The sequence below is a fragment of the Dictyobacter aurantiacus genome (assembly GCF_003967515.1).
In the GTDB taxonomy this organism is placed as follows: Bacteria; Chloroflexota; Ktedonobacteria; order Ktedonobacterales; family Ktedonobacteraceae; genus Dictyobacter; species Dictyobacter aurantiacus.
On the sequence record NZ_BIFQ01000001.1, the window covers coordinates 5,801,795 to 5,826,062 of the forward strand.

At 56.3% G+C, this 24,268-nt stretch carries 22 protein-coding genes; 15 read left to right on the forward strand and 7 right to left on the reverse strand.

Annotation, left to right across the window (positions count from 1 at the left end; genetic code table 11):
* Window positions 1-76: 76 nt before the first annotated feature.
* On the reverse strand, window positions 77-751 hold the full coding sequence (locus tag KTT_RS23420) for a DUF998 domain-containing protein (protein ID WP_160146078.1): 675 nt from the start codon (window positions 749-751) through the stop codon (window positions 77-79).
* Between the two features lie 228 nt (window positions 752-979).
* On the opposite strand from KTT_RS23420, the gene KTT_RS23425 reads away from it, so the two are divergent.
* From KTT_RS23425 to KTT_RS23445, 5 genes are all read left to right on the forward strand, one after another.
* Window positions 980-1,561 carry a TetR/AcrR family transcriptional regulator gene (locus KTT_RS23425; RefSeq protein WP_160146079.1) on the forward strand — a complete coding sequence of 194 codons (582 nt, stop codon included), beginning with the start codon at window positions 980-982 and terminating at the stop codon, window positions 1,559-1,561.
* A gap of 91 nt (window positions 1,562-1,652) precedes the next feature.
* Window positions 1,653-2,345 carry a response regulator transcription factor gene (locus KTT_RS23430; protein ID WP_126598792.1) on the forward strand — a complete coding sequence of 231 codons (693 nt, stop codon included), beginning with the start codon at window positions 1,653-1,655 and terminating at the stop codon, window positions 2,343-2,345.
* Window positions 2,346-3,437, forward strand: coding sequence for a HAMP domain-containing sensor histidine kinase (locus tag KTT_RS23435; RefSeq protein WP_126598794.1), 1,092 nt, complete (start codon window positions 2,346-2,348; stop codon window positions 3,435-3,437). It abuts the gene before it with no gap.
* Between the two features lie 177 nt (window positions 3,438-3,614).
* The gene (locus KTT_RS23440) at window positions 3,615-3,896 is read left to right on the forward strand and encodes a hypothetical protein (RefSeq protein WP_126598796.1); all 282 of its coding nucleotides are present in this window, start codon (window positions 3,615-3,617) and stop codon (window positions 3,894-3,896) included.
* Window positions 3,893-4,435: a DUF2269 domain-containing protein gene (locus KTT_RS23445; RefSeq protein WP_174844797.1), complete on the forward strand. Its 543-nt coding sequence runs from the start codon at window positions 3,893-3,895 to the stop codon at window positions 4,433-4,435. The genes KTT_RS23440 and KTT_RS23445 overlap by 4 nt, the downstream gene beginning before the upstream one ends.
* On the opposite strand, the gene KTT_RS23450 is transcribed toward KTT_RS23445, so the two are convergent.
* Both KTT_RS23450 and KTT_RS23455 read right to left on the reverse strand, forming a co-directional pair.
* Window positions 4,427-5,341 (reverse strand): DMT family transporter, encoded by a 915-nt coding sequence (locus tag KTT_RS23450; protein WP_235845813.1) that lies wholly within the window; start codon window positions 5,339-5,341, stop codon window positions 4,427-4,429. The genes KTT_RS23445 and KTT_RS23450 overlap by 9 nt on opposite strands.
* Window positions 5,342-5,419: 78 nt before the next feature.
* Window positions 5,420-6,364 (reverse strand): nucleotidyltransferase domain-containing protein, encoded by a 945-nt coding sequence (locus KTT_RS23455; protein ID WP_160146080.1) that lies wholly within the window; start codon window positions 6,362-6,364, stop codon window positions 5,420-5,422.
* 217 nt (window positions 6,365-6,581) lie between these two features.
* Between KTT_RS23455 and KTT_RS23460 the strand changes: the two genes are divergently transcribed.
* Together KTT_RS23460 and KTT_RS23465 are read left to right on the forward strand one after the other, a co-directional pair.
* Window positions 6,582-7,214 carry a TetR/AcrR family transcriptional regulator gene (locus KTT_RS23460; RefSeq protein WP_126598802.1) on the forward strand — a complete coding sequence of 211 codons (633 nt, stop codon included), beginning with the start codon at window positions 6,582-6,584 and terminating at the stop codon, window positions 7,212-7,214.
* Between the two features lie 25 nt (window positions 7,215-7,239).
* Entirely contained in the window at window positions 7,240-8,436 is a 1,197-nt protein-coding gene (locus KTT_RS23465; protein WP_160146081.1) for an acyltransferase family protein, read from the forward strand.
* Between the two features lie 80 nt (window positions 8,437-8,516).
* On the opposite strand, the gene KTT_RS23470 is transcribed toward KTT_RS23465, so the two are convergent.
* Together KTT_RS23470 and KTT_RS23475 are read right to left on the reverse strand one after the other, a co-directional pair.
* Window positions 8,517-9,266: a DUF899 family protein gene (locus KTT_RS23470; protein WP_126599845.1), complete on the reverse strand. Its 750-nt coding sequence runs from the start codon at window positions 9,264-9,266 to the stop codon at window positions 8,517-8,519.
* 211 nt (window positions 9,267-9,477) lie between these two features.
* Window positions 9,478-10,251 carry a class I SAM-dependent methyltransferase gene (locus tag KTT_RS23475; protein ID WP_126598806.1) on the reverse strand — a complete coding sequence of 258 codons (774 nt, stop codon included), beginning with the start codon at window positions 10,249-10,251 and terminating at the stop codon, window positions 9,478-9,480.
* Between the two features lie 235 nt (window positions 10,252-10,486).
* On the opposite strand from KTT_RS23475, the gene KTT_RS23480 reads away from it, so the two are divergent.
* The 3 genes from KTT_RS23480 to KTT_RS23490 all read left to right on the forward strand — a co-directional run bounded on the left by KTT_RS23480 (window position 10,487) and on the right by KTT_RS23490 (window position 15,272).
* Window positions 10,487-13,051 carry an ATP-binding protein gene (locus KTT_RS23480; RefSeq protein ID WP_126598808.1) on the forward strand — a complete coding sequence of 855 codons (2,565 nt, stop codon included), beginning with the start codon at window positions 10,487-10,489 and terminating at the stop codon, window positions 13,049-13,051.
* A gap of 232 nt (window positions 13,052-13,283) precedes the next feature.
* The gene (locus tag KTT_RS23485) at window positions 13,284-14,486 is read left to right on the forward strand and encodes a cytochrome P450 (protein WP_126598810.1); all 1,203 of its coding nucleotides are present in this window, start codon (window positions 13,284-13,286) and stop codon (window positions 14,484-14,486) included.
* A 273-nt stretch (window positions 14,487-14,759) separates the two neighbouring features.
* A complete protein-coding gene (locus KTT_RS23490) occupies window positions 14,760-15,272 on the forward strand; it encodes a pyridoxamine 5'-phosphate oxidase family protein (RefSeq protein WP_126598812.1) in 513 nt (170 codons plus the stop codon).
* Window positions 15,273-15,390: 118 nt separating this feature from the next.
* Here the strand turns inward: KTT_RS23490 and KTT_RS23495 are convergent, their stop codons facing one another.
* Window positions 15,391-15,672 carry a DUF1294 domain-containing protein gene (locus tag KTT_RS23495; RefSeq protein WP_126598814.1) on the reverse strand — a complete coding sequence of 94 codons (282 nt, stop codon included), beginning with the start codon at window positions 15,670-15,672 and terminating at the stop codon, window positions 15,391-15,393.
* A 247-nt stretch (window positions 15,673-15,919) separates the two neighbouring features.
* Window positions 15,920-17,704, reverse strand: coding sequence for a cellulase family glycosylhydrolase (locus KTT_RS23500; protein WP_218030970.1), 1,785 nt, complete (start codon window positions 17,702-17,704; stop codon window positions 15,920-15,922).
* Window positions 17,705-18,073: 369 nt separating this feature from the next.
* Between KTT_RS23500 and KTT_RS23505 the strand changes: the two genes are divergently transcribed.
* From KTT_RS23505 to KTT_RS23525, 5 genes are all read left to right on the forward strand, one after another.
* Entirely contained in the window at window positions 18,074-19,504 is a 1,431-nt protein-coding gene (locus tag KTT_RS23505; protein WP_126598816.1) for a helix-turn-helix domain-containing protein, read from the forward strand.
* A gap of 220 nt (window positions 19,505-19,724) precedes the next feature.
* Window positions 19,725-20,144, forward strand: coding sequence for a DinB family protein (locus KTT_RS23510; protein ID WP_160146082.1), 420 nt, complete (start codon window positions 19,725-19,727; stop codon window positions 20,142-20,144).
* A gap of 469 nt (window positions 20,145-20,613) precedes the next feature.
* A complete protein-coding gene (locus KTT_RS23515; RefSeq protein WP_160146083.1) occupies window positions 20,614-21,708 on the forward strand; it encodes a serine hydrolase domain-containing protein in 1,095 nt (364 codons plus the stop codon).
* A gap of 151 nt (window positions 21,709-21,859) precedes the next feature.
* Window positions 21,860-22,840, forward strand: coding sequence for a phosphotransferase family protein (locus KTT_RS23520; protein WP_126598822.1), 981 nt, complete (start codon window positions 21,860-21,862; stop codon window positions 22,838-22,840).
* Between the two features lie 6 nt (window positions 22,841-22,846).
* On the forward strand, window positions 22,847-24,214 hold the full coding sequence (locus KTT_RS23525) for an MATE family efflux transporter (RefSeq protein ID WP_126598824.1): 1,368 nt from the start codon (window positions 22,847-22,849) through the stop codon (window positions 24,212-24,214).
* Window positions 24,215-24,268 lie beyond the last annotated feature (54 nt).

Sequence of the window (24,268 nt, forward strand, 5' to 3'; positions counted from 1 at the left end):
CGGGGCCGCCTTCGGCTCCAAGCCGGGGCGAGCCCGGCACCTACGACCGATGAGAGGACGGAGTCAGGTGAACGGCTCACGCTATCGAGCCCTTGGGGCGCATCAGACGGATCGCCAGCAGAGCGACCCAACTCCCTCCGACAATGATGCCAATGCGTGCAATGAGCCCTATTGGACCCCCGCCCAATAATTTGAAGGTGAGGACAAAGACGACATCAGAGGTGATGACCAGCAGACCTGTGGCAAGTGAATACCGGGTCCAGCCACGCGAGGCCGGATCGGCGGCATCGCGCCGTGCCAGAACGAAGCAAGCAGCAGCCAGCGAGATAAACTGAAGCTGACCAAAGAGATTATGAAGGGTTCCGGCAACGGTTGGCGCGCTCGACTCTCCAAGGGGGTAACCCAGCACCGGGTCGGTCACGAAGATCCCAATTCCAATGAAGCTGAGGCCAAAGAGGCCGAGCAGAATGGGTCCCCAGGTGGACCCATGTCCGGTACGCAGGGCACGCCTGAGCCCGATGGCAAAACTGAGCAGGAGCACTCCACAGACGATGTAGTTGGTGATTTGTATCCACCCACCCTCTCCTCGTTCTAGCGAGCTATCGGGAATGAGCCAGGCGTTGTAGCCAGGACGTATGGCCCCAAGAATGAGAATGACAACAATGTTGAGCAGCGAACCGATGGCTCCGCAAGCCAATTGCAGTTTTGTCGCCACCAGCGGCTCTCCAGCGTTTTGTGCTGAGGTTTCCATGTAATTTCCCCTTTGCCGTAAGATCATATGACCATGCTTTGAAAAGAGTCATACATACTTTGTCCCTGCTTGAGGAACAGTATGTTTGCTACCGAATATGGTATTCTCTAAAGAGATTACAAAGATGAGATTACAAGAGAGGGTTTTCCTGGTCAAGTACGCACCAGGGAAACCGTTCTCTACCGAACACCTGGCCCTGATTGTTTGCCAAAGAAGGAGGTAGCATCTGTGAAACAACAGAAAGCAGATCGTCGTTCCCAACGTACCTATCGCCTGGTGAATTCCGCCTTTGCGGAACTCCTGGTAGAAAAACCCTACGAGGAGATTTTAGTGCAGGATATTTTGGATCGGGCAGATATTGGTCGTACCACCTTCTATGCCCATTATTTCGACAAAGAGGATGTCCTCAACAGTATTGTAGAGCAAGAGCTGGAGATGTTGACGCGCCAGATTGCCCATTCAACCGCAAGACAACGGGTCGTGCCCAGTCTGGAACTGTTTGAGCATGTGTACCACTCTCATAATCAGCAGTTTCTGGCGCTGATGCGAAGCCGTGCGGGCGAGCCCTTATGGGAAGCCTTGCAGACGGCCCTCTGCCAGGCGATTGAACCAGCTCTCTCTACCCTTTGCGCAGAAAGACGTTCTCCACCGATTCCTCTGCCGGTGGTCTCCCAGTACCTGGCCGGGACCTTTCTCACCTTGCTCAAATGGTGGGTCGCTGCTGACATGCCCTACCCACCAGAACAGATGGAAAACATCTTCCAGCAACTGGCATTACCCGGAGTGTGGGCCATGCTCAAGGAAAAGTAAGGCCGGTAGGCGTTGTGTGTTCATGTTCTGTTCATACAATGAAGGTATGTTTAAGCTATCAAGGTGTATCCTGAAGGAAGGGAACTGACGCATGAGCAAGCCAGCCACTATTCTCATCATTGAAGACGATCCTGCTATTGGTGAGCTGATCGCATTCTATGCCGAAAAAATCGGCTACCAGGTACATATTGCACTCAATGGAAAGGCTGGATTAGATCAGTTTTATGAGCACTTGCCTGATCTGGTTATTCTGGATATTCTACTGCCAGAGATGGATGGATGGGACGTATGCAGAGAGATCAGGCGTTTTGGAAAAACACCTATCATCATGTTAACTGGCAAAGGAGAAAGTCGCGAAAAATTGAAAGGGTTCGATCTCGGGACGGATGATTACCTGGCCAAACCGTTTGATCCAAACGAATTGATGGCGAGAATCAAGGCGCTTTTGCGACGAGCCAATCCGTTGTTCGATGACGCTGCAATCGTAACGTTGCCTTTGTTGACCATCGATTTGCAACACTACACCGTCACCTGCAATACTCAAGAGATGGTGTTTCCTCCCAAAGAGATGGAACTATTGTATTTCCTCGCCTCTCATGCTAATCATGTTTTCACCCGCCAGCAGGTGTTGGATCAACTCTGGGGTTTCGATTTTACAGGAGATCCGCGCACCGTCGATGTCCATATTAAGCGGATTCGTGAAAAAATCGGAGATTCGAGCCCAAATTGGCGGATCAAAACAATCCGAGGCGTCGGCTATAAATTCGAGGTGGAGCGAACGTAGATGCGCATCAACACGCTTTTTGCCAGGCTGTTTCTTACCTGTCTCGCTGCATTAGTGTTCTCGCATGTCGTTCTTGCAGTAACGTTTGCTGCGCTGTTTCAGCACAGCCAGGCAAGTCTCCATCTCAATGCAGCAGCCCTCAATCAGATGAAGCAATTGTTTTCGATCGCCTCATGTCTCTCTCTTGTTCCGACGAGCATCATGCTCCTTTTCCTCTCGCACCGAATCACCGCACCCCTACGGGAGATGCAGCGGGTAGCATGCCAGATCGCACAAGGAGAATTTGCTCAGCGCGTGAAGATCAAGAGGCATGATGAAGTGGGAACATTGGGCGAAGCGTTCAACGCGATGGCAGCAGCACTCGCAGACCTGGATCAGATGCGCAAGGATTTTGTTGCCAATGTCTCTCACGATCTGCGCTCTCCTCTGACCTCTATTCATGGGTTTGTACGAGCCTTTTTGGACGATGCAATCCCTGACGATCGTAAATGCCATGCCTTGCAGGTGATGGAGGAGCAGACCACACGCATGATCAAACTGGTCAATGATCTGCTCGATCTGACCCGTATAGAGGCCGGGCAACTGGAGATTCACCCGGTTGCCTTTAATCTCTCGGAACTGGTCCGTCAGGTGGTGGCGCGTATGGAACCGGAGTGGGCAAAAAAACAGGTGATAGTAGAGATTCTCACTGAAGAAGCATACGACATCTATGCTATGGCTGATCGAGACCGGATTGATCAAGTCCTCGTCAACCTTATCCACAATGCGCTCCAGTTTTCCCCGCCTGCCTGCTCTGTTGCAGTGTGCCTGCGAAAAGAAGCTCAAGCAATGATTGCGGTGCAGGATGAAGGGCCGGGTATCAAGCCAGAGGACCGAGAACGCATTTGGGAACGCTTTTACAAAGTTGATCAAGCCCGCACGAAACAGACAGGGACAGGGATTGGCCTCTCCATTGTGAAACATTTGTTAGATCTGCATCACAGCCCCATTTCTGTGGCCAGTGAGGTGGGAAAAGGCTCGACTTTCACATTTACTCTCCCGCTTGCTCCGAATCCCTCTCTCCTTTTGGAGGCTGAGCGCCCAGAACGGTGAGTGATGCGTGCGTTCACATCCTGTTCACACCCCCCTGCTACACTGGCTCACATACAAAAGAGCGGATGTGTATACAGAGTACTGCTACTCTAGAGCTATCCTCTAGATGGCATACCAGTTCACTCTGGCCCGATCCCGCACTTTGACATCCTGTTTACAGAGGGGAGAACTTGTAACATGAAAAAATCAGTCGTTCGGAAAACAATAACAGAGCGTGCGCCTGTGACCGGCTCGCTTTCCAGGAGCACCACGCCGGTGAGGCCCGACCACAAAGCGCCACCCCCGCTACCACGTTGGGTCAAGATCCTCGTGATCGTTGCCATCGCCTTGATCGTGCTGGCGCTGATCCTGCGTGTGACGCTCATGCCATACCTGGAGAGTCTTTTTGGTGGCCACACAGGCCTGGATGGCCAGGCCCCATTTGTCGGCCTGCTCATTCATGGAGGGCCATTCGTATGATAATGACGCCTCGTCTCCGCAAATGCGCGCTGACCATCCATGTCATCCTCTCAGTTGGGTGGATCGGTGCCGTGGTTAGTTTTCTGGCGCTCGTCATCGCCGAAATGACAAGCCGGGATGTCGCGGCAGCGCGCACTGCAACTCTCGCGATTGAGTTGACCGTCTGGTGGGTCATCGTTCCGTTCTCTTTCACTGCGCTTGGGAGTGGGCTGATCTCCTCACTCTTTACCCCGTGGGGTTTGTTCCGCTACTATTGGGTACTGGTGAAGTTTGTAATCAATGTGTTTGCCTGTTTTGAATTGCTGGGGTATGTACGATCGCTAAGCACCATGGCTGGCATTTCAGGCTATGATGTGCTCCGTGGCAGTGCCGCGATCCTTGTCCTGATCGTCGCCACGGTTCTTTCGGTGTACAAACCACGAGGCATGACCCGGTATGGCTGGAGGAAGCAGCACGAAGAGCGTAAGAGCTCTGCAGCCAGGGGCCTGGCACAAGAGGGTGAGCGCGACAAGCCAGAGCAAGCCTGGCACCTACGGTGACGATGGCGGGTTGCGTAGGGGACGCAGGCGTTTGGAGAGCCGGGTCGGGTCGCCGCCGGTGGAGAGCCAGGCACCGAGGATGATGAGCAGGAAGCCGGCGATGGTGGCGGCGTTGATTTGTTCGGAGAGCAGGGCGGTGCCGAGGATGACCGAGACGACCGGGTTGATGTAGGTGAAGACCGTGCCGCGACTGGCGCCAACCTCGGAGATGAGGGCGAAGAGCGTCAGGTAGGCGAGGGCAGTGCAGATGAGGCCGAGAATGAGCAAGCTGGCCAGTACTCCCGGTGAGGGCATGTGAGCGGGCAGGTGGGTTGTGGCCAGAGGGAGCGTCAGGATGGTGGCGCCAACGCACTCGAAGGTGACGACGCCCAGTCCTGGAAGTGAGGCGATGCCCGGCCGCTTCATCAGCAGGGCGCTGGCCGCGTAGCAGGTTGTGGCCAGCAGCACAAAAATGATCCCCAGCAGCCGCTGCTCATCGCCTGTAGCATTAAAACCCAGCAGCAGAGCCACACCCAACAGCCCGATCAGCAGTCCTACCAGGCGCAGGCCGCCCACGCGTTCGCTGGCGTCAAAGATCAGCGCCAGCAGCGCCACCAGCAGCGGTTCCGCCGCGATAATCAGGCTGGTCAGTGAAGAAGCGATATGCTGTTCGCCATAGCTGATTAAAAGGAATGGGGCCACGATCTGCATACAGGTGAGCAGCAAAAGGATGGGCCAGCGCTGGCGCAGCGGTCCCAGCACGCCCCGATGGATAGCGAGCGGCAGCAGCACGAGAGACGCGATGCCCACGCGAGCAAAAACCACAAAGGCCGGATCGATCTCCAGCACGGCGATCTTGATGAAGAAATAGGGGATGCCCCAGAAGATGGAGATGGCGATAAAGAGCAGCCAGCCGCGACGTGTCATGAGGGTCCTTTCTATCGATGGGTTACTATGCTTTGATATAAGCATAACATACAGGTGCGACTCCCCGTGCGGCGCATGCTATTTCAGGGACTGGAGAGCTGCCATAATCTCCGGATCATCGAGCGGGACCTGCTGCTGGACCCAGCTGATGAAGCGGACCTGTTCAGGATTGGTGGAACGGAGCTGCTTGAGCAGGCACGGCTTATAGCGTGTCAGGAAATGCTGCTCGAAGCCCAGCGTGCGTTGACAGATCGAGCGCAGGTGGGTCCGCTCCTCGGGCGCCTCGGGGATGAGATACTGCCACCGATCGCGGCAAAAAGTGGCGATCTCTTCCAGCAGCGAGGTCCACTCGTCCCCGATGTGCTCGCGATAGAGCCGCAGGCCATCGCGCTTGCGGCCCACATACTGGCCAGCCTGAAAGGCCAGCAGCGCCGTCGCCGCCCATCCGGTGGTACGCACCAGATTGCGCGTGCAGGGGACCTCGCGGCCATCGGCCAGCGTCACGGTTCTATTCGTATAGCCATAGAATTCGTCCGCTGGATTGGGAAAGGGCAGGGGGAGGCGAACCGGGATGGGGCGCTGGTAGACGTTGATCGTCAGCCAGTAGGCGGCGTTCATGCGCTCGCGCGCCCATTCCTCGATGGGGATGATGGGATAGAGGCTGAGCACGTCTTCTCCATAGAGGAGTCGGCCGCCCAGTTTCGCGCTGGGGTATACCCCTTCCTTGCGCAGCGTATCCTCGTCGATGACGCTGATATCGACCTCGTGCGTCCCCGCCTCATTGCCGTTCCATGCCTGTTCCGCTGCCTGGCGCGCGGCATCATCCGCGAAGCGACCGCGAAAAACGATCAACAGATCGAGATCGCTGGTGGGCAGCGAGGTCTGGTCTGCGTAGCTGCCCTCGACATAGCAGGCGGCGATCTGACCGGGAAAGGTATTTTCGTATAGCCTAATAACCTCGCGTACGACGGCGCCAATGCGAGGATCGGTGAGCGCGTGCTCAGGCTGTCTCTGTTCTGGCAAGTTTGCATTCCTGCTTTCTTTGAGATTCGGTGGAATCAATGTAGAGAACGAGATTGGGGCCACCAGGTAACCCCGTTGGATGGTGGTCTAACTTTTCCTGGTGAACCTGCTGGTTGAGTTCAACAATCGCATCTGTTTATCTCCCTCTTGACAGCTACCAATTGATGGGGTACTATCATTTTATGAAACTGAAATCACTTTCATAAATGGAAAGAACATGGATCAGGAAAGTCAACAAGTGAAGCAGCCCAGAGGGGCAAAAAGACGGGCACGTACCCGTGCCAACCTTCTTATGGCGGCTCGCAAGGTGTTTGCGACTCGTGGCTATCATGACGCCACTATTACTGAAATTACCGAAACTGCTGCGGTTGGACTCGGTACCTTTTACCTGCATTTTTGCGATAAAGAGGAGATCTTCAATACGGTTCTGACAGAAGGGCGCGAAGCCATACGCCAGCAGGTGGGGGAGGAGATAGCCCATGAGGGCATTTTTTCGCTGCCTGTGGTCGTACGTGCCATTTTTCATCAAGTTTACGCGCAACGCGATATTCTTCGTATTGAGAGGACGGGTGAAGGGATCGCGGCACGATCTGGTGGGCCAGGAATGCTTATGGAGATGTTCACACGTTTCCTTGAGCAGGTTACCGACCTTTCTCCGTTCTCGGAAGAGGAGATTCCCTTGCTCGCTGCACTGCTAGAAGGCCTGATGGATCGGGCCTTCCACTGCTGGTGGGATGAACAGGACGAACCAGGTTCAGACCTCATAGCGGATCGCGTACTGTACGTCATGAGGCATGGCTTCCCTGCCTCCTTGTTTGAGGACCCACAGCAACATTCTTCGTTACCTTAGCTCTTTGAGTAAAAAAGGATCGAACATGTCATCACAAGTTGAACAAACGCCTTCTCACAGCGAGAATGAGGCACCTCAGACCATCAATACCTTGTTGAAAGCACCGGGGGGGACGCGTGTCTTCTTCGTTGACAACCTGCGTGTGTCGCTTACTGTCCTGGTCATTGTGCATCATCTGGCGATCACCTATGGTGCTCTAGGGGCATGGTATTACCAGGATCCGAACCGGGATATGCTCACAACAGTCGTCCTGAGTATCCTGATCGCCATCGATCAAGCGTTTTTCATGGGTCTCTTCTTTCTGCTCTCCGGATACTTTACCCCTGGATCGTACGATCGCAAAGGAGGGCGTGCTTTTCTGTGGGAGAGATTCTTACGTCTGGGCATCCCGTTGTTGGTTTATGACCTGGTGCTTGATCCTCTTGTCCTCTTTATGGCCGGTGGCGTACACCAATCCTATTGGAGTTTTTACAGTGCCTTCTTACTCAAGGGGAAAATGATCGGTGATGGGCCTTCCTGGTTTATATTAGCACTGCTCTATTTCGCTGTGCTGTATGCTTCAGGGCGCTGGCTCACCAGGCGGCCGGACAGCCGGCCCAGGACCGAGCGCCATCCGCCGACCTTCCGAAGTATTCTCCTGTTTGTTCTGGCCTTGACTGCTACTACCTTTGTAGTGCGGTTGTGGTGGCCACTCAATTCCTACGTGATATTCGGCTTCCAATTGGCTGAATTTGCGCAATATATCAGCCTGTTTGTCATCGGCCTCATTGCCTATCGTCACAACTGGTTCCTGCGTCTTCCCGATGCGCTGGGAAGAATCTGGTTGAGGATAGCCATTGGAGCGATACTCTCATTCCCCATCATGATCCTTATGCTGGGAGCAGTAGGTCACGCGAACCTCCTTGAAGGGGGATGGCATTGGCAGGCATTGCTCTACGCGTTGTGGGAATCGGTGGTCTGTGTAGGGTTGTGCATAGGGCTGTTAACGTCGTTTCGCAGACATTTGAATACTCAGGGAAAAGTGCGCAAGGAGTTGTCGGCCAGTGCCTACACGGTCTACCTGATTCATCCTCTGATCATTGTTCCACTTACATATGCTGCTCGCACCATCGCGTTGTATCCCTTGCTCAAATTTGCGCTGGTAGCTCTTATCGCTGTACCATTATGCTTCTTCGCAGGTTACGTGCTGCACAAAATTCCCTTGTTGCGTAAAATATTATAAAAAGTGCTATGAGTGCGCGGGGCCGCCAGCCGGAGTGAGCCCGGGTTGAGGATGCCGGAGGCATCCTCGTCTACGATATCTTAACGATGGTGGTGAGAAATGCCGAGGTCGTCGGAGCGGCCGGCGGCCAGGCGGGACCATTGGGCTGTGGGGCGGCCGTCTGTGCGGAACTGTCCGCCGTTGTTTTCCCAGTGTTGCGGCCAGCCCGCCGGAGAGTCTTCCCAGGTCTCCTGGCGGCCGTACACGGTCATATCCAGCAGGCCGTAGCTGGGGGCCATCACCTCCGCGCTACGGCCGGTGTTCCAGTAGGTCTCGAACACGCGATCGCCGTGCCGCAGGTAACATATCAGCGTGCCGAAGCCACGTCCGTTGAGCAGGGCGTCGGCGGAGTCTTGCGCCGAGTACCAGGGGACGTCCCATCCCATAAAGTCGCGGTAGCGGACGCTTTCCTCGTAGGGTCCTTCACAGAACGTGGCGTAGGTGACGTTGCGGGAGTGCAGGTAGGACAACTCGCGCACCTGCCCGTTGAAGAAGGTGCATCCTTCGCACTGGTTGGCGGCAGGTTGACCGGGGTGCCACATATGGAAGTAGACGATCAGCTGTCGGCGGCCCTCAAAGACCTCCAGTAGCGTGACTGGCCCATGCGGGCCGATCAGCGTGGTGGTAGGGTCCACCTCCACCATCGGCAGCCGCCGACGAGCCGCCGCGATCGCATCCCCGGCGCGGGTGTGCGCCTTTTCTCGGATCAACAATTTGTCCAGCTGCGCCTGCCAGCTGTCGCGGTCGACTACCACCGGCAACCCTGCGTTTGCGTGATCGTTCCCATCCATCACGTCCCGCTGATTGTCGTTTTGCTCACCCGGTTGACGATTTTTACCCATAGTTTTTCTTTCCTCTCCTGATACTTGAGATGATTCAAGACGAGAATACGTTCGCTTGCAATTTGCAACAGACCTATTCTACTGGTAGGGAAGGAAAAAAACTTCTCCCATCTTGCTCAAAGGCGCGCTGGTCTCTTATCAGGGAAAGATCAGCAGGGAATCAGGTTTTCTGGTAGGCGATCTGCCGCATGCCCCAGTTGATCTCGTTGCTGGCGGTACTGGAGGTTAGCGCGCTCAGCTCATCTTCCATCTGCTCGATCTGGTCTGAGGGGTAATGTTGTTGGACGAAAGGATGGTTTTTCCAGGCAGCTACGTTCAGGTAGAACATGGTGGCGGCATGGGCGCTGGTAACGGGGAGCTGGTAGACGCGGCTCAGCAGGCGCTGAACGTCGTTGTTGGCTGGCTGGTAAGTGTCGAGCTGCTCGCCGATGTAGAGCTGGTTGCGCTGCTGTTCGAGCATGGCGGACACAATTGCCAGGTAGTCGCGAAAGATCGGTCTATCGGTGTGGATCCAGTTCACCTCCTCGATCAGCAGCAGGCCGCCGGGTTTGAGCTGTGTCAGCCAGCGCTCGATGGTCGCCCGGGCATCTTTCAGGTGAGTCAGCAGCATGCGGCAGAAGAGCAGATCGGCCTGCCCGCTGGGGAACGGCGTCTGCGTGACATCGTGCTGGAGGAACGAGATCCGCTCGCTGGCGCTCCCACTGGCCAGCTCGATGAAGTGTCGGGAGCTATCGAGCCCGATGGTGCGCGCGCTCCCCGTGGTCTCGGCCAGCAGGTGCGTGGTATAGCCGGGACCGCAGCCCAGGTCGAGGGCCAATTGGGGTCGCGTATGAACAACATCATGTAGAAAGGCCTCGCTGGACGGCTTGTATACCTCGGCCAGCACCTGCAGGCGCCGGGCCGCTCTATCGGTATCTCTAAACAGGTAGGACATGAACAGTTATCCTCTCTTTGCTTAAAAAAGGTCGGATTGATTCCCTGATCAGATTGTACAGCGATACAATACGTCATAGCTACGGTTTTTCTACGAGAGTATATCCAATCTCGCTCCGCATCAGGTTGCCGCATTCGTTTGTTTGTTGTAGGATTTGCCTGCGATACATAATTTTTTATCTATGGTTCACTTGTGAAAAAAAAGACCTATATGCGAGGGGCCAGGGAATAACGCTATGGAGCTACCGACAAAGGCAGAGAAGAGCAGCGTCATACAGCTTATCTGGACACATGATGGAAGTGCTCTGGCGCCAGAGAGCCGATCACTCTGGGCGAGCTTTACAGGTCAGGCTGAGGAAATGGAGCCGTCCTGGGGATGGCTGATGGCTGTACATCCTGATGATCATGAACGGGTAAAACATGCGTGGAGGGAGGCGGTATGTAGCATCAGGATGTTTACCGTCAGCTACCGATTACGAACCGTGGAGAAGCAAGAGCAGGTCGTCACGCTGCTAGGCGTTCCTCTGCTCAATGACGCGGACCTGCTGGATGGTTGGGTAAGCTGGGTAAGTAGTGAACGAGAACCGGCATTCCCGGCGGAATCCTCGATCGCGCCAGAGCTACTCTTATCCAATGGGGCAGCCACGCAAGCTCCGCTGGGCATGGTCTGTCTCTCACTGGATCGGCACATCATCGAGGCCAACGAACGGTACTGCCAGATCGCGGGCTACCAGCGCAGCGAACTTCTTGGACGCAGGCTCCACTATGTATTACCCGCCAATCTGCGAGCGATGATCAATCTAAGCCTATGTCAGATGCTGATGGGTAACATGCAGCATCTGGTGTATGAAGTTGCCCATCCACATCCCAACGGACAGTCTCTGTGGCTCAAAGTGACCGCCACGCTGGTGTGGCATTCCCAGGGTTTCCCGCTGTACTTCTTCGCCTGGGTGGAGGATCGTACCCTCCAGCGCCAACTCGAGCAGGAGCGCGTGACGCTGCTGGCACGCGAACAGGCCGCGCAGGCAGCCTTGCAGCAGGCGCAGCAGGAGACCCTGGCGCTTGGCAGCATGCTGCATACCGTGTTTGATGCCGCCATGGATGGCATTATCATTTATAACGCTGATGGGACGGTGTTGCGGCTCAATGACGCGGCCTGTGCCTTGCTGGAGTTTGAGGCGAAAGAACAGTGCGTGGGCAAAGCTTTCGCCGAACTTTTCCATGGTTACCAGATCTACCAGGTTGATGAGGATACTGTACAGCCGGTTACCCCCGAGCAACTTCCCACACCGCGTATGCTGAGGGGAGAAATAGTATCAAAGACGTACAGGATCAATAATCTGCTGCGTTTCCCTTCCGGGCGAGAGCGCTACCTCGACCTGACACTGACGCCTTTGCATGATCACGAAAAAGGCCTCACAGGAGTAGTCGTGATCCTACGGGACGTGACCGCGCGCCACAACCAGGAGCGCCGCATCCGGCAGGCATTCCACACCTTATCCTATATGATGGAGACGATGGTTTCGCTATCTCTGCAAGCGGAGCAGGCCACGACAGAGGAAGGCTTCGCCGCGGTCTCGCTCCCAGCGGTGGGCCAGCACCTCACCGACGCGCTCTGGCAGATGCTCAATTGTAAGATAGTAGGCCTGGTCGCGCTGGAAGGTCCCGATGCGCGTATGCAGATGGTTGGGATCAGTGGGTTCCCGCGCGAGATCGCTGGCCTGGTCCAACAAGATATGAACAGTTCCATCCTTTCCGATTATCTTGAGGAGGGATGCATCGCCCGCCTGCAGGCCAATCAGACGGTGATCTGTGATTTTGGCAAGCGCTCATTTGCGCGTCCCACCTATGGTATACGCAATTTTCTGCTCGCCCCGATGCTACTGGAAGGGCAATTGATCGGCGTCTTCGGCATTGACCGCGACCAGGAGCAGGGATATAGCAATGAAGAGATCGAACTGGTGAAGGCACTGGCCAACATGGCGGCGCTGGTGCTCGAACGCGTGCGCCTGCTGCACGCCTGGGCGCAGACGCGGGCCAGCGCGATGGCGCTGCACGAGTCCAATAGCCGCTTCGATGCGTTCTTGAGCCTGGCCAGCCATGAACTGAGGACGCCCCTGACCGGGATTCGCGGCTGTGTCCAGCTGGTGCTACGTCGTATGGAGACGCTGAGCAGGCAGCAGGAGGACTCGCAGATGACAGAGGCAACGCTGCAGCGCCTGCGCCAGCCCCTGGAGGAAGCCGTCCAACGAGCGGTCGCCCAGGACCGCATGATCTCCGATCTGCTGGACGTCTCGCGGATCCGCGCCAACCGGCTGGAGATGATCATGCGGCCCGTGAATATGAGCAAGATTGTCCATAGCGCTCTGCAGGATATCCGCTACCTGGCTCCAGAGCGCACCATTGAGCTATATACGGCAGATGAAGAGGAGATCGCGATCAGCGCGGACGCTGACCGTATCGGGCAGGTGGTGAGCAATTATCTGGGCAATGCCTTGAAATACTCCGCTCCAGATCAGCCGGTGGAGCTCTGGGTGAGGAGGGAAAAGATGTTGGTGTACGTGGCGGTGAAGGATCACGGTCCAGGGCTCACCCCGCAGGAGCAGCAGGATGTGTGGGAGCGCTTCCACCGTGTCAAGGGTATCGAGGTTCAGTGCGGTGCCGGCGGCGGGTTGGGTCTGGGCCTGTACCTCTGCCGCACGATTATTGAATGGCATGGAGGTCAGGTAGGGGTCCACAGCGTCAAAGGGGAGGGGTCCACCTTCTGGTTTACCCTTCCCCTGGCCTCTGAGGACCGATGAGAAGCCTTTTCGTGGATGATTAATATTTGGGAGCGAAACAGGTCAGGTGCGCCTCAGCGCACCTGACCTGTTTCGCTCCCAAATATTAATCATAGGTGGCTATGGTGAAAAGTGAGAACTACCCGCTCTTTGATATATGCCACGTCGGTGATTATGATAGAAAAGAAAAACTTTTATATCATCTCCTTCGTAAACAAAAGAGTAGTTACTAGTAGGTAGAAAGGTTCTATCCATGCAACAGCAAGGCCAGCGGAGAGGGGGATTCTCCCCGTTCCAGGTGCTTCCGATTGAACAGACGCTACAGAGCTTTCAATGGTTTGATGCGATGAGGCGCAACCAGCCGGTCTTTCATGAGGAGCAGTCGCATACGTGGCATATTTTCCGCTATGATGATATCCGGCAGGTGCTCACCGATACGGCCCACTTCTCGTCTGAGAACGTGCCGGGTTTCTCCGAGGGAACGTTTTTAAATGGGACCGTGGTGGCGAAGGACCCGCCGTACCACCGCAAGCTGCGCAACCTGGTCAATCAGGCCTTTACGCCTCGTGCCGTCAACCATCTCTCGGGCCGCGTGAGCGAGATTGCGCAGGACCTGCTCGACAACGTGAGCGGCAACGGCAAGATGGACGTGGTCAGGGATATCGCCTTCCCATTTCCGGCCAAGGTGATCGCGGAACTGCTCGGCGTGCCCGCCAACGACTGGGACATCTTCCGTCGCTGGGCTGGAGCCGGTGATGAAGATATGCAGCAGTACACCCCTGAGCAGGCCATGAAGGGCCGTCAGACGATGGAAAATCAGATGTATGACTACTTTTCGCGTCTGCTGGCCGAACGGAGCCGCTCGCCGCGCGAGGATCTGATCAGCAGTCTGAGCGTGGCCGAGATCGACGGCGAGCGTCTAAGCGAAAAAGAACTGGTTAGCTTCTGCATCCTGCTGCTGGCCGCCGGGCAGGAGACCACCAAGAACCTGATCGCCAACGCCCTGTACTGCTTCACCGAGGATCTGGCGCTGCAGCAGCGCCTGCGGCAAGAGCCGGCCATGATGCAAAGCACCATCGAAGAGGTGCTGCGCTACCTGCCCCCGGTCTGGTTCACCTTCCGCCGCACGGCCAGCGATGTCGAATTCGGCGGCAAGACCATCCCCGCCAACTCCATCGTCCTGGTCTGGAACGCCTCCGGCAACCGCGATCCCGAGCAGTTTCCCGAGCCGGACCGCTTTGATCCCATGCGCGAGCCCAACCGCCATCTCACCTTCGGTCACGGCATCCACTTCTGCATCGGAGCCCCACTGGCCCGACTGGAGGCGCGCATCCTGTTGCCCATGATGCTCGAACAGCTGAAGGACATCAGGCGCGTCCCCGACGTGCCCATCACGGTGCGCGCCGGCATCGTCTACGTCATCCAATCGCTGCCCATCACCTTCACCGCATCGTAGGTGCCGGGAAATTCCGTATTCGAAGAGGAAATCGGGCGCGAGGCTCCATACTTTCAATGTAATGAAATGTAGAAATAGAAAGAGATGCAGTACGTGCGGGCGAGCATGCTGGGAGCATGCTCGCCCGCACGTACTGTGGTTTTTTCTTGTCCTGAACATAACGAGCAAGATAGAAGAAGTTTTGTGCGGGTTCGCATGCTATACTGTGCCCCACAGAACAGGGGATACAGAGCTACCAGGCTGTAGCATTGACAGATTAAAAGGAGTCTGAGGATGAACGAACCCATCACAACACCTGACACCCACACTCAACGCGTAGGGGTTACGCCGTGGGAGCAGACGCGACAGGCGCTGGAAACAGCCGATCTGTTTTGCCTCTCAACAGTGCGAGCCGACGGTCGCCCTCACGTTACGCCGCTTGTGGCCGTGTGGCACGACGAGGCCATCCATTTTACCGCTACCGAAACCGCACAGAAGACTGTCAACCTGCGTGGAAACCCCCACGTCATTCTGACGACCGGCGGCAACCAGAAAGGGGAACTCACCGTGGTGGTTGAGGGCGACGCCGTGCAGGTTACCGATCAGGACACACTTGAACGCTTAGCCTCGGTGTGGGCGACCAAGTGGGATGGGGACTGGCCATACCAGGTGCGCAACGGTTATTTTTACCTTTACGATGAAGAGACACAACGAGTTCTCACCGATTCGAACCTCGTGTTTTCCGTTAAACCCACCAGGGCCTTCGCATTCGTTATAGGCCGCAGTCAGACCCGCTACCAGTTCTGACTGCCGTTATCTTCAAGCGTGCGAAATAACGCAGGGAAGCGAGCCGACCGATCTCAGGCCAGGATATGCCTGGGAATGAGACGAAGTAGAGCGTAGCCAGGGCCTGACCACCCCTGGGCTACGCCTGCCCACGGAAAAAGAACAGCAGAGAGAGCACCACCACCACTATCTGGACGATGAGGATCAATCGCAGCCGTGTGCTGAAGGGTTGTTTGATCGTCTTATGCCTGAAGTAGGCCCGTGCAGCATAGGCGGCCGGCGTTCCACCAATAAAGGCCAGGAACAATAAGACGTTCTCTGGAACTCTGCGCATTCCCATTTTCGCTGCACGCTTATCCCAGCCATAGACGACAAAAGTCAGGATGTTTATTACAAGCAAGTACCCAAGAAATAAATACACGTTTGCCTCGTCTCTTTTGAAACAGACAAGCACAGCTGTGCTTGTCTACCAGGTAGTATATAACATTCTACGTGTTTCAAGACGTTGGGAAATCCTGCTTGTGGTGTTGGGGGACAAGAAGGGGACCACGTCTACGTCTACGTAAACGTGGTCCCTGTGCGGTCAAAGGGTCAAGGGCCGAAGGGGGTCTACATCTCGGTGCCCCAGACCGGGTGACCCTGCGAATAATCGGACGCGAGGTCCGAACTTATGGCTCGGTGCCCCAGATCAGGTGGCCCTGGTAGTAGGCGGTGATCTTCGGAGCCGGCGCATAGCTGAGCTGGCTGCCGTTGTAGGAATAGTCGTTGGCCTGGTTGTAGTTGGACCAGTCGTTCTTGTTAAAGCGATCCTGGATCTCTGGACTGGTCGCGCCCGCGGCCAGGCTGCCCGCGCCGGAGGTGAAGCCGATCTCCACATAGTAGTCGGCATTGGTGCGGCCCGAGACCGGGACGAACTTGCCGCTGATATTGCCGCAGCCGATGCCCGAGTAGTCGCAGTTAAAGGTCTGGCTCTGGTTGCTGTCGATGGTATACCAGTAGCGGATGGTGACATCGCTAAGGTTGATGGCGCTCTGGCCTTTGTTGACGACCTCTACCAGCGGTCGGATACTGTTGTTGGTAACGCTGCCACTATCGCCATCGTGGTAATTGATCTGCAGCGAGACACCGGGAACAGGTGTCGGTGTTGGGGTTGGTGGTGTTGGAGTCGGGGTTGGATTGCCCGGAGTTGGAGTCGGGGTAGGTGGTGTTGGAGTTGGCGTCTGACCCACCGGTGTCGGAGTTGGTGGAGGATTATTCCCGTTCAAAGAGAACTCGATCGGCGTCAGGTAGTTCTGCTTGGCCTGGTTGACTGTCGTCCAATCGTCGTTCAGGATGCCGCCCGTATCACCGGAATCGGGATTCCAGCACCAGAAGGTCCAGTTGATGCCACCGGAACCTTTGCCCAGGTAGCTGGTCAGGGCCGTCAGCCACTGCTGGTCGGACTGCGTCTGTAGCTTGGTGCCAAACTCGCCCAGCCAGACGGGCGCGATATTCTGTTTGGCGATATAGCCCCAGTGCTTATCCCACACAGATGGCAGATTGTTGGGATAGGTGGGATCGCTAAACCAGGGCTGGTTGTAGACGCTGGATGGATAGTCGTGGGCCGAATAGACCACGCGATTGGCAATATTCAGCTGTACCGGCTTGACCGCCACGCCCTCCAGGTTGCCGCCCCACCAGTAGCAATCGCCGCTGGCCGCGCCACCAGTACCATAGCAGTCCACACCCTCCACAAAGATCAGCCAGTTTGGATTGACCGACAGGATGGCGTTGCCCGCGCGTGTCGCGGCGGCCTGCCAATCGTTGCTTGGATCGCCGCATCCCCAGCAGGCCGGTGAATGCGGCTCATTGTGCAGATCGGCGCCGATCACGGTCGGATTGTTCGCATAGCGCTGCGCCAGCATCTTCCAGTCAGAGAGCCAGCGTGACTCAGGATAGGCCGAGGTATACCAGAGGGCTGACTGCGCCCCCGAGTCAGGCCGATGCTGATCCAGAATAATGCGCAGCCCCTTTTGACCTGCATAATCAATGATCTTATCCATAATCTGGATGCCGCTCAGCCCCTGCAGGTCCGGATTTTTACTAAAATCGATCCCGTTCGGTGTACTCCCCGAGTCAAATAGCTGATTAGAATAGGGGAGGCGGATCGTATTGTAGCCCAGGCTACTGATCTGATCGAGCATATCCTTGTAGCTGCGCGACCAGAGCCCATGCACCACATAATTAGAGGTCTCAAACCCGAACCAGTTGATGCCAGCGATTCTTACCGGTTGATTATTGGAATCCAGGATCTGGGCCCCATTGGTATGCCAGTATCCAGTCCCGGCAGCCTTAGCCTGATTGGCCTGAAATTGGAATACACTCACACTGATAAGCATCGCCAATGCTCCAATCATCACCAGAGCGCGACCATGTCGCCGGATGTTCAGTCTATGAACAGATGTGATGAGCATAGCTTCTCCTTTCAAGATGATTCCCCGCCGACCATGGCGAGAAAAAGATACACCTAATACATACAGGGTGGGCCGCATATGGGTCAATTGGGAGCAAACGACTGACTAAAAACTGATGATTGCTTTATCATTTTTTGTTCACTTAACATAGCCATAAAGGTATACAATGTATCTACTGAAAAAGGGTATATGGTATTGTTATAATAAATAGGAGTATTGTGGTATATGTGGATGGGGCGGCAACTGTTGAATATAGATACAGCGACGTATTTAAATGGCACAGAGAGCATGTACTTTTTGTACAGGACGTACAATCGAGGCAACTCATATCTACGGTAGATGTCTCACCATTTCACTGGGGGGAAAAACATGGGTACAAGTCTTTTGCGTACTGCCCGTTGTCTGCGCAACCTGACTATTAAGCAGCTTGCCGACGAAGCTCGTATCGGCTCATCGACTGTCTGGCGCGCCGAGCACAACTACTCGATCAATGCTGAATCGCGTCGCCGCCTATGCCAGTACTTTGGGATGAGCGCCAGAGAGCTTGGACTGGTTGAAGATGAGCCTCAGCAGAGCGGCCAGGAGCCTGTGCCAGAGGCAAGCGCGCCCGCCTCTCCAGCGCATTCGCTGCATCTACCCCTGCTGGTGCAGCAGAAGACGGCGCGCCAGGGGCATGAACTGATGCCACATGAGCCCGAGATCGCCCACGAACAGCGGGCAGGAGCGTGGCTGGCCCTCAACGCCACCGAGCTCTCAACGCTGTTTGAAGCGGGCTGGACTATGGATGAGGTGCTCAATTCGCTGCGCGTCGTCCTGCGCGGCGCCCAGGGCATGCCCCCGAGCGTACGGCAGAAGATCACGCGCATCAGTGATCTTGTTCCGTCATCCGACAAACATATCTCGATGGAAGAGCGCACGCGCCTGTGTACCACGTTACAGGAGAGCGTAGCCGAAGGCTGGCAGCGCTTCCAGACCATGCGTCCGACCGAGGTGCTGGTCTCGGCCCAGGCTCAGCTCTACCTGGTGCAGCAGACGCATGACCTGCTCTTTCCCGAGCTTCGCTACAGCCTGTATGCCGCCCTCTACAACCTGATCGGGGCCGCCGCCTACCTGCAGGGGTCCTACGCCGCCGCGCAGCAGGCCTACACGCGGGCCCACATCGCCGCTCTGGAGGGGGCCGACATCTGGAACATGGCCCAGAACCTGAACTGGCAGGCCATCGTCGCCAACGTACGCGGCCAGTACGAGTCCGCCATCGCCAACATCGAGGCCGCCCTGCGCCTGATCGCCAATGAGCAGAGCGAAGAATACGTGCGCCTGCGCGCCCATCTGCTGGCGGACTGGGCCTACAATGCCTCGCTCCTGCAGGACTCCTACCAGACCGAAGAGAAGCTGGATGCCTCATCCCAACTGTTAGAGAAGCTGGGTCCCCACGAAGAGTTCGACGCCGCGCAGTGGCAGCAGATGTCCGGCAGCAGTATGCTCAATCTCAAGCACTACTCACGCGCCATCAACCACCTGCAGACCGCCCTGCGCCAGCAGCCGGAGGCCTGGATCATTCGCCGCGCCCGCACGCTGGTCCCGCTGGCTGAAGCCTATGCCCGCAAGCGCGAGCTCGAAGCCAGTCTGGGAACTGCCAAAAACCTGGTCCCCCTGCTCGCTGATATAGATTCCAGCATGCTCAACCAGCGCTTCACCGAATACCAGCAGGTGTTGGTCAAGGTTTTTCCCCATGAACCGCGCGCCCAGGCCTTTATTAACAGCGTGCGCCAGCGCCAACTGTTGCCCGGCCGACCGTGACCGATGCACCGAGGACAGCATATATGAAGCAAAACGAACACGAAACGCGATAACGTAGGTTGCGTTTCGTGCGTGGAAGGGAAAACGGCCGCGAGGGGCGGACATATGGTTTTCCACGTTGTAAAATAGAGACTATTTGCTGCTGATCCGCTATAATAGGGCTATATTTTTTTATTCCGTATCGATGCGGAGAATTCCAGAGCAAAGGAATTATTGGCCGATGAAACAGCAGATGCTGCAAGATTTTGAGCAGGCGTATAATCGCGTGCTACGGGCGGCGCAGGATGCGTTCGCGCGTGGGGTGGTCCTTCCAGATGGCTGGGGCGCCTGGGAAGTGGTCGCGCATCTCGCGGCCTGGGAGGTTGAGGGATCGCAGCGCATCCCGGCTTTGCTGGCTGGTGCCGGGAGCAAAGACTATGATACTACCGAGTTTAACGCCGGCGCGCTGGCTCAGGCGCAGGGGCAGACATTTGAGCAGGTTGAGGCATCATTCAGGCAGGCCCACCAGCGTCTGGTAAGCTTGCTGGATGCCCTGGATGCGCGTCATTTTAATGAGGGCGGCCTGGCCCACGAATGGGTGCTGGTCTCGACCAACCACAACAATGAGCACGCTCAGGCCCTGGAGGAGGCCGGAGCCTGACATCATAGGATCACAATCGGCCGCGAGGGCCAATACTTTCAACTTTAGCGAAAAAAGGGAAGCATTTGGGAACCCGAAACGTCATAGGAACGCATGTGAGTGGTCACCGATCACGATCATGTCCCCGTAGTCCCCGTAGGCGGCATAGGATTGCGGCTTTCTCGAGACGTTGGTGTGCCGTTCAGGCAGCAATCCGGCCTTGTGCATGCCGCACCCGTTCACGTACGATATCGTTCCTAAAAATCGAGAAAGCGGTCCTGCTTCGTGCATAAGCCGACATACCGTACGTCAACAGAGCGGCATGCACAAGGCCGGATTGCTGCATTTTCGTGCATCGGGCGTGTCAATCCGGCCTTGTGCATGCCGCCTACAGGGACCTGATCGTGTGAGCCGAAAATGGGGTACCATGGTGAATGGAGGTGGTATGATAGGTGCATGAATTCGCGATATTTGTGTATTGGAGATGTTGATGTCAAACTCCGTTCCACCGCGTACGTACTGGCCGACGATTGAGTGGCAGATGTGCGAGCCACAGGCCGTGGGTTTTCAAGCAGATCCGCTGGTGCGCATGCAGGCATATATTGATGAACACTTGCCGGGATTACATGCGCTGCTGATTGTGCGGCGTGGCAAGCTGGTTTTTGAGCGCTATTACCAGGGATTTCATCAGAAGAGCTTGCATTCGATTAGCTCGGCGACCAAGAGCGTTGTTGGGGCTCTGATTGGCGTGGCGCTGGCACAGGGAAAGATCGAGAGCCTGGATCAGCATATGCTGGACTTTTTCCCGGAGATTGGCGCGCAAGAGCAGGATCCACGCAAGCAGGCTATTACTCTGCGCCACCTGTTAAGCCTGCAGACCGGCTTTAGCGAGGAATATCCTCATGAGTTCTGGCGTGAGATCCTACGCTCCGCGCTTCAGCGGCCAATGGCGGAGCCTCCTGGTCAGCGCTTCTTCTACGACAATCTCAGCGTTGATATTCTGGCCGGTGTTATAGAGCGGGTAACAGGGATGAGTCCGGCGGCTTTTGCTGATCAGACGCTGTTTCAAACGCTGGGGATCTGGCGCGATAAAGATACGCGCTTCGCCTGGAAGCAGGAGGGGGCGGGACCACATACCTGGCATGGCGATGCACTATGGGATGAGAAAGACGGCTATCCCTGGAAGATCAACGGTCAGGGCAATAGTACCGGGAGCTTTGGGGCGCATTTTACGGCGCGCGAGATGGCGAAACTGGGCTTCCTCTACCTCAATGGTGGAAAATGGGATGGAGAGCAGATCATCCCGGAGGGGTACGTGGCGGAATCCACGCGTGAGCAGAGTAGCGGTGGCCCTCCGGTCAACGCGCGCTATGGCTATCTGTGGTGGATAGAGCAGGTGCGCGGTCTGCATGCCTTCTTCGCCTCCGGCTATGGTGGCAAATATATCTATGTTGTTCCCGCGCTCGATCTGATTGTCGTTACCGTCGCATCGGTCGAGCAGGCACAGAAGGACAAAGAGCAGCACAACAGGATTCGAGCCTTGATCCCGGATTTTATCGTGCCTGCGTTGTCTGGTGAGGGATGATTTTGGGGGTAAGGGAATCGTAGGGGGACGGGGGTGACCGCGAGGATCGCCGCTACGGGGGCGTGTCGTGTTTGTGTCGATGAGCAGGGGCCATATCCTTGAGGATGGATGGATATGGCCCTCTTTTAGATATGGCAAAGAGAGGGATCGCATGGAGAGCAAGACGAAAAACAGGAAGACGCGGGCGCAGGTGGCGCGGATGGCCGAGAAGGCATTTGGCGGAATCACACTGGCGGCCGGTGAAGACGCCGTGCGAGAGCTAAAGGAAGGCTGGTTTAACGCGGCCTATGACGTCCGGTTGTCCGATGGCAGGGAGGTGATCTTAAAGATCGCGCCGCTCAGGGACGCTGAAGTGCTGGCGTATGAGAAGAATATTATGGAGACCGAGGTGGCCTCTATGCGCCTGGTGCGTGAGAACCCGGCCATCCCGGTGCCGGAGATCTATTTTTTTGACACGGACCTGGACGTGTGTGACTCTGATTACTATTTCATGGAGAAGCTAAGCGGGGACAATTACGAGCATGTGAAGGCGTCTCTGGCACCGGAGATGCAGGCGCGGCTCGATCAGCAGATCGGCGTAATCATCCGCGAGATCAACGGTTTTACGGGTACGTATTTTGGCTATGATGGCAACAGCGACCTGCGCGGCGCTACCTGGAAAGAGGCGTTCATCAAGATCATGGACGCGGTGCTGGAAGACGGCGCCAGGAAAGATGCGGATTTTGGCTATCCCATTGACGAGATCCGCGCGGCCATCCTGAAGCACGCCCCCTCAATGGAGGCTGTCACCACGCCGCGCCTGGTCCACTGGGACGCCTGGGACCTGAATTTCTTTGCCAAAGACGGCAAGATCAGCGGCATCCTCGATTTTGAGCGGGCGCTGTGGGCCGATCCCTTGATGGAGGCGCAATTCCGGGCGTTAGCTTTGTTTGGAGGCGTCTCCGAAAGCATGCGCGGCTATGGCAAAACCACCTTCACGCACGAAGAGGATGAAAGATGCCAGCTATACACACTGCATCTCGGCCTGGTGATGAAGACGGAATGTTACTACCGAAATTATGATTCCAACTTTGCCAGCGACATGGCGAAGCAGCTGATGGTGTTTGCCATGGACTGGCTAAAGGAGAACTGATCTCCGATGGATAGTTCCGCAAGGGTTGAACGCCTGGGCATGGAGAAGATTGGAAAACTGCTGTGGGAGATGTCGTCTCAGACCACGCTTTCGCTGCTGGTCTATGCCATCTACAGCGTCACGGACACTTACTTCCTCTCGGTTGGCATCAACTCGCTGGCCGCCGCCGGGGCGTCGATCATCTCTCCAGTATTGATCGCCCTTGGAGGTGTGGCCACGACCGTCGGGGCTGGTGGTGCATCGGTGGTTTCGCGGGCGCTCGGCGAGGCGCAAACCGAGCGGGCGTCCAGAACCGTCGCCAACACCTTCCTGATCTTCTGGACCGTGGCGATAGTGATCACCGTATTTGGAGCGCTGTTCATCGGGCCGATCGTCTCTATGCTGGGCGCGACGGACAGCATCGCGCCCTATGCCATCACGTACGGCCGGATCATCTTCCTCGGCGCCATCACCAGCACCGGCTACTCCACAATCGTCCGGGCAGATGGCAATATCCGCTACTCGACAGCCATGTGGATGATCCCTGTCAGCGCCAATGTCGTCTTCTGCTGGCTATTCATCATCGTCTTGCACACTGGCGTTGCCGGGGCTGCCCTGGCAACGGTCATAGGACAGGCGATCTCAGCCAGCATGAGCGTCTATTTCTTCTTCTTCAAAAAGAACCGCTCATACCGGATCAAGGCCGCGTATTTCAAGCCGGACTGGTCGATCATGGCCGAGGTCATTATCATCGGATTTCCGTCGTTCTTCAAAAGCATCAGCGCCAGCCTGGTTGTGATCGTCACCAACAACCTGCTGAAGGTGATCGGTGGAGACAGCGCGCTGGGCGTTTTCGCCATCGTCAACAGGCTCTATGCCGGGCTGAACACGCCGCAGACGGGCATCATGCAGGGGATGCAGCCGATCCTGGGCTATAACTTTGGGCAGAAGCGCTTTGGCCGGGTGCGCAAAACCATCGGCTATTCGCTCGGCACTGCGATCGTATACGGGTTGATCGTCTGCGGCCTGTGCCTGCTGATCCCGGCCACGCTGATCGCCCTGCTCTCGAAGGAGACCAGGATTATCACCGAAGGGCAGGTGGCCCTGCGCTTGATGTCGCTGGCCTGTCCGCTGAGCGGTGTTTCGCTGATGGTTGCCGCCTATTTTCAAGCGGTCGGCAGGGCAAAGGAAGCTCTGCTGCTTACGCTCGGGGGCATCATCCTCATCAAACTGCCGGTGCTCTTGCTGGCATCCAGCCTTTTCTCTCTGACGGGGATCTGGTCGGCCGAGGCCGCCTCCGAAGGCCTGCTCTGCATTATCTCCTTATTGATGTTGAGGAGGTACCAGGTCAAGATGACCGCTGAATATAGGCAACAAGAAAAGCGAATCCCGTAGGTTCGACCCGTGTGGTCGATTTCTCCTCGCCGCATGAACATGTATCTCACATGC

Excerpts from the sequence above, each read along its gene's own strand:
- KTT_RS23460 (WP_126598802.1), top strand. The coding sequence starts at position 6,582 with ATGGATCAGGAAAGTCAACAAGTGAAGCAGCCCAGAGGGGCAAAAAGA.
- KTT_RS23420 (WP_160146078.1), bottom strand. The coding sequence starts at position 751 with ATGGAAACCTCAGCACAAAACGCTGGAGAGCCGCTGGTGGCGACAAAA.
- KTT_RS23525 (WP_126598824.1), top strand. The coding sequence starts at position 22,847 with ATGGATAGTTCCGCAAGGGTTGAACGCCTGGGCATGGAGAAGATTGGA.
- KTT_RS23445 (WP_174844797.1), top strand. The coding sequence starts at position 3,893 with ATGATAATGACGCCTCGTCTCCGCAAATGCGCGCTGACCATCCATGTC.
- KTT_RS23475 (WP_126598806.1), bottom strand. The coding sequence starts at position 10,251 with ATGTCCTACCTGTTTAGAGATACCGATAGAGCGGCCCGGCGCCTGCAG.
- KTT_RS23515 (WP_160146083.1), top strand. The coding sequence starts at position 20,614 with ATGTCAAACTCCGTTCCACCGCGTACGTACTGGCCGACGATTGAGTGG.
- KTT_RS23440 (WP_126598796.1), top strand. The coding sequence starts at position 3,615 with ATGAAAAAATCAGTCGTTCGGAAAACAATAACAGAGCGTGCGCCTGTG.
- KTT_RS23480 (WP_126598808.1), top strand. The coding sequence starts at position 10,487 with ATGGAGCTACCGACAAAGGCAGAGAAGAGCAGCGTCATACAGCTTATC.
- KTT_RS23450 (WP_235845813.1), bottom strand. The coding sequence starts at position 5,341 with ATGACACGTCGCGGCTGGCTGCTCTTTATCGCCATCTCCATCTTCTGG.
- KTT_RS23430 (WP_126598792.1), top strand. The coding sequence starts at position 1,653 with ATGAGCAAGCCAGCCACTATTCTCATCATTGAAGACGATCCTGCTATT.
- KTT_RS23505 (WP_126598816.1), top strand. The coding sequence starts at position 18,074 with ATGGGTACAAGTCTTTTGCGTACTGCCCGTTGTCTGCGCAACCTGACT.
- KTT_RS23510 (WP_160146082.1), top strand. The coding sequence starts at position 19,725 with ATGAAACAGCAGATGCTGCAAGATTTTGAGCAGGCGTATAATCGCGTG.
- KTT_RS23520 (WP_126598822.1), top strand. The coding sequence starts at position 21,860 with ATGGAGAGCAAGACGAAAAACAGGAAGACGCGGGCGCAGGTGGCGCGG.
- KTT_RS23470 (WP_126599845.1), bottom strand. The coding sequence starts at position 9,266 with ATGGATGGGAACGATCACGCAAACGCAGGGTTGCCGGTGGTAGTCGAC.
- KTT_RS23485 (WP_126598810.1), top strand. The coding sequence starts at position 13,284 with ATGCAACAGCAAGGCCAGCGGAGAGGGGGATTCTCCCCGTTCCAGGTG.
- KTT_RS23465 (WP_160146081.1), top strand. The coding sequence starts at position 7,240 with ATGTCATCACAAGTTGAACAAACGCCTTCTCACAGCGAGAATGAGGCA.
- KTT_RS23500 (WP_218030970.1), bottom strand. The coding sequence starts at position 17,704 with ATGCTCATCACATCTGTTCATAGACTGAACATCCGGCGACATGGTCGC.
- KTT_RS23435 (WP_126598794.1), top strand. The coding sequence starts at position 2,346 with ATGCGCATCAACACGCTTTTTGCCAGGCTGTTTCTTACCTGTCTCGCT.
- KTT_RS23490 (WP_126598812.1), top strand. The coding sequence starts at position 14,760 with ATGAACGAACCCATCACAACACCTGACACCCACACTCAACGCGTAGGG.